The following is a 9,400-nucleotide window of genomic DNA, read 5'->3' on the forward strand; positions in this document are numbered from 1 at the left end:
TAAGAAGTACCGAAGAGGATTTTTAAGCCCAAAATAAAGAGGAAAGTAATAAAAGATGGGAGAACGCCATTTCCGCCTAAGTAAAACCGGTAAGAAAGATATAAAATTCCTAGAAAAACAATGTTTGTTGTATTTCCAAATAGAAAAACTAATATAATAGGAATAAAACGTAAATCATAAATAAATCCCACATGTAAATGAAAAGGAAAAGTCATACAAAAAATAATAGCAATGGAGGAAAGGATAGAAAATAACATATTATTACATGTTATTTTTTCTTTAAACTCTAGCCAGAATACGTGATAGCTAAGGATACAAATTATTATAATAAAGGTATTTAATAAAAGAGTAGAAATTCCCATAGTTTTGCATCTCCGATAGTTTGTAAGTAGAATTATGTATGAGTTGGACAAAGATGTTTAGTATTAGTAGACTTTTTATCTAAAAAGGAAGGGTACTTGAAAAGTGCTGTTATATTACTCGTATTAAAATCGATAAGGAAAATAGAAAAAATAATAGATAAAAAATCTATTTAAATTCATGTGCATATGAAATTATAAACTAACTTTTGTATAGGTAAAATTGGGATTGAGTTACTGATAAAATAAGGTTCTTTAAGTATGAATATTCTGTGAAAATGATATGTGTGGTGACTCCTGTTTTGTAGCCTTCGTTATATTAACATGGAATATATCAAATTACAAAGTGAAATTTTAGAAAAATTTTATTAGTACATTTTATCTGAAATAGAAATGCTATTTATTTGAGTATTTTGGTACTTCCTCGTATAAAACTTTGTTAGAAAAAGATTTTAAAATTTATAAGTTTTTTATGAAGTGTAATATTGTAGCTTTATCTATGTGGCTTTCTCAATAACTATTAAGGCGGAAAGTTAAAATATATAGGTTTATAGATATGAATTATTACATAAAAACGCACTTAAAAAAGGATGTATGATGGTAATAGAATACAAACATCAAGGGGGAACTTAAAATGAAGTTAAATAAACTAGTGCTTAGTTGTGGAGTAGTTTCAGCATTAACACTTGGTGTGTTAGGGAATAATACTTATGCTGAAGAAGTACACAAAACGAATGATCCAATTCATGTAGTTGAACATGTTTCTGCAGACTTATTATTAACCCAAACAATGGATTATAGTGGCGAGGCTGTAACTTCTTTCGTATATGATGGGAGTACTGACTTAAGCTTTTCTATGAAAAATAATGGTCAAAATACAATGGGATATAGTGTAAAAGGTCCAAATACAGAGCTAATTGTTGGTGGTTATATAAAACCTGGAGAACAACAAATTAATGTTACAAATGTACGGAATGCTTTATCTCCATTGCCGAATGGAACATATAAAATTTACGTTTCAAATGATGATGGTTCTAAGGGGCAATTCCAAGTTTCAGTAAGATCTATGAATTAAATTTAAAACGCTTTGTTTTTAAGTTAATTTAATCTTTACTTATTGGAAAGAAGCTAAAGTGAATTGAGAATTACCGATAAAAATGAAAACGAGCACCTTATCTAATTGTGAGAGGGTGTTCGTTTTTTGCTATTAAACAGAAAATAATTATAAATATATTTTGATATTCCCATTGCTAACCTACTAGATTGTGTCAACTAGAGAATGTCTACTATAAAACATATTAAAATAAAGATGATGTAACATTCCGCTAAATTATATGGGGAAATAGAAAAACCACCCTTATATGAGTGGTTTTAGTAATTATTTTTAGGTTATACATTTAAAATTAGGCTAAGTTATAGAAATAATAAACATTTAATCCGTTGTTATTATTTTGGTTCTGGATAATGATTGTAGTATGAGATTCTAATAAATTCTTGATAGACATTTGTTAATTTTGCATCTCTAAGAGCATCGTTGAATTTTTGCATACGTACACTCCCTTGAGCGTAGCCTCCACCTGGAGTATAAGGGTTTCTTGCTTCAAAGTCATCCAAAAATACTTTTAATTTTTTATAGTCTTGAGATTGATAGAAAGCCACGGCCTCTTCAGGAGTGACATCAAAGTAAGAGGATGACGTTGAGTTATAAGAAGCTGCTTGAGCAGTAGGTGCCTCTAGCATAGTTGCAGCTCCACCGAACATAGTAAGCGCCATAGAAGATACAATAATTTTTTTAAACATAATAAAACCTCCATGTAGAATATTGGATTAATAGTAATCCTGTAATCATTATAGTTACAATGAAAATAATTATCAAATGCAATATTGCATAATGTATCCCGCTATTTTGGGGCAGTAAGACTCCCGCCCAAAAATTCAATGAAAGCAAAGAAGTTAGATGGGAATCGGGAGGATTAAAGTTTCACTTTATTCTTTGAACGAGAAGTCACCTTTATATTTAAATGGAGGAGTGTAATAGATTAGAAGAGGTGTATAAGTTAATCAGGTTAACAAGAAAATGAAGAGGATATTTTTAATAGGGGAAAGCTTAATAACTGGAGTAAAGGAATTGCTATTTATATATTTAACATACATATTTGTCTTTTAAATTGTAGGCGTGTTTTAGAATTTGTATATAGTAAATTCGTTAAAAAACTTGATAAATAATAAAATGTGTAAATTTTTTGACTATTTTATTAAAATTATTTAATATTTGTAATTTATTGTTTTATAATGATAAATGGGTCGATCGTGAATGTTTTAGATATTGCGATATATACTCGGATTAATTTATTCTAGGGAGGTTACAAAATTGGGTAAGAGAGTCATTATAAGAGTTTTTACATTATTATCAGTACTGGCATTATTCCTTAATGTATTTTTACCTAGGGCTAGTGCAGAGGTTATGACGCATGAGAAATATTCAATGGACTGGAGTTATAGTAATAGTCTAGGTAAGTACATTCGCACTGAAATGATTAAAAATTCAAGTGGTCAAATTGCTTATTGCTTAACCCTTGGATTAAAATCACCAAATGGTGAAGATCTTCCTGAAATGGGGAAAACAGATAATGTAGTATATAGAGTCTTATTAAATGGTTTCCCGCAAAAAAGTGCTGAACAGCTGGGAGTAGCTAATAAAAATGAAGCGCATTATGCAACGCAACTTGCGGTTTGGAATGCATTAGGTCAACTCGATGTAAATGAATTAAAACATGAGAATAAAAATGTTGAAAAAGCAGCTAAGGCTATTATTAGTAATGCTAATAATAGTGAAGAGACTCAAGATGTTTTTATGAATGTGATTCCTGCTGAAAAGCAAAAAGCAGAATTAAAGGGTGAATTCTTCGAAACAAATCTATATTCAGTACAAACAAATGCTAAGAGTGGTTCTTATAAGGTAGTAGCGAAAAATGCACCTAATGGAGTTAGAATTGTAAGTGAAAATGGAGAAGTGAAAGATCAGCTTTCAGTTGGAGAAAAATTTCGTATCCAAATTCCTAAGAATACAAAAACGGGTGAATTTAATTTAAGTGTAGCTGCTAATTTAACTAAAGTTCAAGCAATTGCTTACCGTGGTACGGATACTGTTCAGAATGCTACAGTACTATTAGAGAGAAATGAAGAAAAGCTTAGTAGTGATCTTGCAGTAAATTGGGAAGCAGCTGGTTCTTTAAAAATTAAAAAGGTTGGAGAAAATGGAGAAGTTTTAGCTGGTGCAGTATTTGAGGTCTTTAATGTAAATAATGAATCAGTCGGAAAAATCACGACTGGTGCTGATGGTATGGCAGAATTAAACAACTTACCAATTGGTACTTACACATTAAAAGAAATTAAAGCACCAACAGGCTATGTTTCAGATGATAAACCACAAACTATTGAAGTTAAGACAGGAGAAACAGGAGCTGTCCAAATAGTAAATAACAAAGTAAAAGGTAGCATCGAAATTAAAAAGCTTAGTGATTCAGGAAAGATTTTACCAAATGTTGAATTCACAGTCTTCACTGAAGATGGAAAAGAAGTGAAAAAAGTAGTAACAAAAGAAAATGGAATTGCAAACGTTGAAGGTCTTACGTATGGTAAATATTATTTCTTAGAGACAAAAACACCTAATGGATATATTGGAAATAAAACAAAGTATCCTTTTGAAATTAAAGAGCACAATAAAACACTTACTTTTACAGTGGAAAATACCGAAGTGAAAGGTAGTGTAAAATTACTAAAAGTAGATAATGAAGATATTAGTAAAAAATTAGAAGGTGCAGCATTCGAGCTAAAAGATGCAAGTGGAAAAGTAGTTGGGGAATATAAGACAGATAAAAATGGTGAGATTAACGTCAAAGATTTAGCGTATGGTAAATATTCATTTGTAGAAAAGGTTTCTCCAAATGGTTACGTTCTTGTTAAAGAACCGATTGTGTTCGAAATAAAGGAACATGGAAAGATTATTGAGCTATTGGCAGTTAATCATCTTATCAAAGGTGATCTAGAAATTACAAAGGTAGATGTAGCTGATGGAAATAACAAGCTTCCAAATGCAGAATTTACGATTTATAACGAAGCAGGAAAAGAAGTAGTAAAAGGAAAAACAGACGATAAAGGAATCGCTAAATTTGAAAAGTTACCATTTGGAAAATACACATATAAAGAAACTGTTGCACCAAAAGGTTATGTATTAAATGAAGAAACGTTCTCTTTTGAAATTAAAGAGAATGGTCAAATCATTAAACACATTGTCAAAGATGAAAAGATTCCTTCAATAGAAACAAAAGCTACTGATAAAACAGATGGTACAAAAGAAATGCACACGTCTAAGTCTGTAACAATCCAAGATAAAGTGGAATACAAAGACCTACAAGTAGGCAAAGAGTATACTTTAAAAGGTAAATTAATGAATAAAGAGACTAATAAACCATTAGTTGTAAATGGTAAAGAAGTAACTGCTGAAACGAAGTTTACACCAAAAGAAGCAAATGGTTCTATTACACTAGATTTCACTTTTGATGCAACTGGTTTAGAAGAAAAAGAAGTAGTAGTATTCGAAGAGTTATTGAAAGACGGAAAAGTTGTTACGACACATGCTGATATCAATGATAAAGGTCAAACAGTTAAGTTCGTTAAGCCATCAGTAAAAACAACTGCTACAAACAAAGCTGATGGTGGAAAAGAGATTCATTCAAAGGATTCTATCACAATCCAGGATAAAGTGGAGTACACTAACTTAGTTGTTGGTAAAGAGTACACTGTAAAAGGAAAATTAATGAACAAAGCTATTAACAAACCATTACTAATTGATGGTAAAGAAGTAACAGCTGATACTAAATTTACTGCAAAAGAAAAGAACGGTTTTGTAACATTAGACTTTACTTTTGTTGGTGCTGAACAGCAAGGAAGAGAAGTAGTTGTGTTCGAAGACTTATTACATGAAGGGCAAGTAATTGCAACTCACGCTGATATTAACGATGTAGGTCAAACAGTTCGATTTGTAGAGCCTTCTATTAAAACGACAGCAACAAACAAAGCTGATGGTTCTAAAGAGTTAGACGCTTCTAAATCTGTAACAATCCAAGATAAAGTGGAATACAAAGACTTAATCGCGGGTAAAGAGTATGTTGTAAAAGGTAAACTGATGGATAAAGCAACAAACAAGCCATTATTAGTTGAGGGTAAAGAAGTAACAGTAGAATCTAAGTTTATTGCTAAAGAGAAGAATGGTTCTATCACACTAGATTTCACATTTAATGCTTCTGCATTACAAGGTAAAGAAGTAGTAGTATTTGAAGAACTGTATCAAGATAATATATTAGTAGCTATTCACGCTGAAATTGAAGATAAGGGACAAACAGTGAAATTTAAAGAGGTAAAGCCGGAACAACCTAAACCAGAACAGCCAAATTCAGATAAAAATACGCCAACACCAGAGCAACCTAACGAGCAAGTAAAAGAACAACCACAACCTAAGAAAGAAATTCAATCTAAAATTGGATGGTTACCGCAAACAGGTACTAATCTTACAAGTTGGTTCTCTATGGCTGCAGGAGCATTACTGTTAATTGTTGGTGGAGTGATTTTCTTAAAACGTAAAAATGCATAGAAATTAAAAAATAAGCACATCTGTTTTTATAACAAGATGTGCTTATTTTTATCATTTTAGCCAAGAAGACTCCTATATTTAAGCGTGAATGGCATTTAAAATAGCAACCATATTTTATAGGTAATTTTGAACAGTTAAAAGAAATATTACAGGAGGGTGAAAAGCAAGGAGTTTTTCATTTTTTCTCCATAAATCATACGATACATTGGATCACTTCTATTGTTTTATTTCCAAAGTTTAAAAAGTTTATTGATTTTTTAGGGCCAAATGAAACGAATGATACAAATCATGAATGGATGCCAGAAGACTTAGTGGACAGAATTGTTACTGCATTAACAGATAAACCTAATGTGTAAATTATTCAGTGTTTATGAATTCTATTATTACTATTTAAAGCCTAATTTCTCAATGTATTGTAGAGAAATTAGGCTTTTTTTATCAATTCATTAAAGTTTTTATAATTCAAGGACTCAAGTTAATGATTATATTTTCAAGTATTCGTTTTGAGCTACATAGATATAGTTTTCGTTGCAACTGTTTGTTGAAATATTTTATCATGCTCAACAATAACCATTGTGGGATTAAATTGTTGAATAAGTTCTTCAATCTGCATACGGGAATAGATATCTATAAAATTTAGTGGTTCGTCCCATATATATATATGAGCTTTTTCACATAAACTTTTAGCGATAAGCAGTTTTTTCTTTTGTCCACCAGAATAATGAGATATATCTTTTTCAAATTGAATTCGGTCAAAGTCCATCTTACTTAGGATGGACTTAAATAAGGTTTCATCAATCTTGTGCTCTTCAATAAAGCTTGATAGCGATCCCTTCAAATGAGAAGTATCTTGTTGGACATAGGAAATGATGAGTCCTGTACCTAAAGTAACTAAGCCTGTATGCTGTATCGGATGTCCTAGAATTAGTTTTAGGATACTACTTTTTCCGCTCCCATTCGTTCCATCAAGTACAATTCGGTCACCTTGTTCAACTATGAAGCTAATCGGCTCAGTCACAATTTGATCATTGTACTTAACGGACACGTCAACTAAAGTAACCAATTCATTTGATTTAAATTGCAATTGTTCCAATTTTAATGACTCAGTTTTTTCCACATTTTTTAGTAATTTTGATTTTTCCTCAATAGCTTTTTGTTGCCTTGATTCAAGGTTTTTTGCTCTTTTCATCATCTTGGCTGCTTTATGTCCTACAAACCCCTTATCCAACTTAGAGCCTGAATTCCTCGTTCCATTTTTTGAAGCTTCCACGTCATGAGACCAACTTGCTGAACGTTTGGAAGACTGTTTTAATCGCCCTATGTCTTTTTGTAGACGCTCATTTGTAGCCTTCTCGTGTTCTTGCTGTCTATCAAAATTTAACTTCCAAGAAGAATAGTTACCACTTTGAACTTCAATATTTGCTCTATTAATAGATAGGATATGGTCAACGCACCCATCTAAAAAGATTCTGTCATGTGAAATTAAAATAAATCCTTTTTTCTTCCTTAGATAATCGGAGACTATCTTTCGTGCATCTGTATCTAAGTGATTTGTTGGTTCATCAATTAATAGAAATTGACCCGCATTTAAAAACAGTGCAGCAAGCAACACTTTTGTTTGTTCCCCATTTGATAATGTTTTAAATGGTCTGTACATGACCTCAGCATCAACATTTAAATAGGATATCTCACGTAGAAGTTCCCAATCTGCGGCTTGGGGACAAATTTCTTCAAGGGTTTCATGAGTGAATTTGTTCTTATCTGAAACAGAGTAGGGGAAGTAATTGAATTCTACTGAAGCAAGGATTTTCCCGCTATACTCATATTTCCCTAACAATAAATTAAAGAATGTCGTTTTACCTCGTCCGTTTCTACCAATAAATCCTAGCTTCCAATCCGTATCTATTTGGAAGTTTACACTTTCAAAAATATTATCAAAGCTACCTGGGTATGAAAAAGTTAAGTCTTGGACCTTTATCATTGACATAATAATTCCTCCTTTATATATCGAAACGTTTCATATAAAGTCGGAACATCCATCCATTTTTTAATTCCTCTATATAAGTTTGATGGATATTAACGACTTATATAGAGCATTACATGTGTAACAATAGTATCTGAAGTACTCATTTTTCTCGCTCCTTTATTTGTGAAGTACATTTAACAATTAGTAAGTTTCAACTAAGACAAACGGGAATAAAAAAATCCCCCAATTTGTAATCGGAAGGATTAGTCTTTCGTCTATACTTAATAAGTGCTTATTAATCATTTGAATCATGACAAATAAAGTATGAACTGAATTTTAAAAATGGATAGACTAACCCTATATTTTGTAGTTTGAAGTTATAAAATTCAACTTAAAATATAAATTAGTTAATCATTATTCATCCATCATTCCTTTCATAATTCTATTTTTAGAGTAACATTCTTTTTAGGGAGATGCAATATTGGCTTCAATTTCATCTAATTCTAAATCATTTATAATTCTTTGAGTAAGGAGATAAAACTTTACCGCCCTTTTTATAAACATCACATTTTTGTTCAATAGGTCATGTCTTTTGTCCGTTAAAAAGGGAGGATATGAAATTGACATCAACTTTTTGTGTAACTATAATAGTTACAGTTAGTTTCGTAAACTAATTTGAATTTCTATTTTAATGATAGTATATTTTCATTCCTTTTTAAGTATGACAGATAGCAACTATAATCCAATAGAGGAGTAGATTCTATCTCATATGTAAAGAGTAGATAAGTTGTACCCGCCAAATTTACGATGCTCAAATACTTAAAAAATTACATTTTTCAGCTTATCCTTTTTAGAATCCTCAGTATTGATAATTGTAAACATCTACAAAAAGTTAATAAGATTGTTGTGTGTAGAAAGAAATCTTTTAAAAAGGTCATAATATGGATAATAGATAGCACACATTTTAATTAGTAGGACTTGTGCCACCATCAAGCCATTTTTTAATAAAAGTATAGAAAAATCAAGAAGGTGAATCCATTGCGTAAACATGTATATGTGCAATTTTATGTATTGATATTGGCTTTAATAACTTATATAAGCTTTTGCTTTATATTTTTATTTGTTTTTCCGAATCATTATTTCGTATCAGATTTTAATATCCGACTATCATCTTTAGTCGTTGAAACTACTGTATTTATCTCATTACTGTATTCTATATTATCCCAAAAAATTAAGTTAGGAGTATTCTGGGTTTGCATTACTATTGCAATAGGGTGTTTTTTGATAGGAAATTTCATATCCGCTTTTCAAGTACTTAATGTAGAATTACCAATACAAAATTTTAATATTTCTGATGTATTTCTACTGTTTTTCTTATTCTTCTTTCTTTTTGCGTTCTTTTATAAAATTATGATGGAATGT

General features: G+C 30.9%; 4 protein-coding genes and 3 pseudogenes. 4 read left to right on the plus strand and 3 right to left on the minus strand.

Annotated elements, in window-relative coordinates:
• Positions 1-362, minus strand: a pseudogene (locus tag DN404_RS30165) (sensor histidine kinase); the annotation flags it as partial.
• 631 nt (positions 363-993) lie between these two features.
• Here DN404_RS30165 and DN404_RS30170 point away from each other — a divergent pair.
• Complete coding sequence (locus DN404_RS30170) at positions 994-1,434, plus strand: hypothetical protein (RefSeq protein ID WP_000773522.1); 441 nt, start codon at positions 994-996, stop codon at positions 1,432-1,434.
• Between the two features lie 371 nt (positions 1,435-1,805).
• On the opposite strand, the gene DN404_RS30175 is transcribed toward DN404_RS30170, so the two are convergent.
• Positions 1,806-2,159 (minus strand): hypothetical protein, encoded by a 354-nt coding sequence (locus tag DN404_RS30175; protein WP_000473483.1) that lies wholly within the window; start codon positions 2,157-2,159, stop codon positions 1,806-1,808.
• A gap of 571 nt (positions 2,160-2,730) precedes the next feature.
• On the opposite strand from DN404_RS30175, the gene DN404_RS30180 reads away from it, so the two are divergent.
• Both DN404_RS30180 and DN404_RS30185 read left to right on the plus strand, forming a co-directional pair.
• Positions 2,731-6,012 (plus strand): VaFE repeat-containing surface-anchored protein, encoded by a 3,282-nt coding sequence (locus DN404_RS30180; RefSeq protein ID WP_149215871.1) that lies wholly within the window; start codon positions 2,731-2,733, stop codon positions 6,010-6,012.
• A 104-nt stretch (positions 6,013-6,116) separates the two neighbouring features.
• Positions 6,117-6,368: pseudogene (locus DN404_RS30185) on the plus strand (TetR/AcrR family transcriptional regulator); the annotation flags it as partial.
• Between the two features lie 152 nt (positions 6,369-6,520).
• Here DN404_RS30185 and DN404_RS30190 read toward each other — a convergent pair.
• A complete protein-coding gene (locus DN404_RS30190; RefSeq protein ID WP_149215872.1) occupies positions 6,521-7,999 on the minus strand; it encodes an Lsa family ABC-F type ribosomal protection protein in 1,479 nt (492 codons plus the stop codon).
• Positions 8,000-9,016: 1,017 nt separating this feature from the next.
• Between DN404_RS30190 and DN404_RS30195 the strand changes: the two are divergent.
• A pseudogene (locus DN404_RS30195) lies at positions 9,017-9,400 on the plus strand (GGDEF domain-containing protein); the annotation flags it as partial.

Origin of the sequence: Bacillus sp. TE8-1 (assembly GCF_008368855.1) — a bacterium.
Lineage (GTDB): Bacteria > Bacillota > Bacilli > Bacillales > Bacillaceae_G > Bacillus_A > Bacillus_A cereus.

Bases quoted from the DNA above. Each gene is read 5' to 3' on its own strand.
- DN404_RS30175 (WP_000473483.1), bottom strand. From the start codon at position 2,159: ATGTTTAAAAAAATTATTGTATCTTCTATGGCGCTTACTATGTTCGGT.
- DN404_RS30170 (WP_000773522.1), top strand. From the start codon at position 994: ATGAAGTTAAATAAACTAGTGCTTAGTTGTGGAGTAGTTTCAGCATTA.
- DN404_RS30190 (WP_149215872.1), bottom strand. From the start codon at position 7,999: ATGTCAATGATAAAGGTCCAAGACTTAACTTTTTCATACCCAGGTAGC.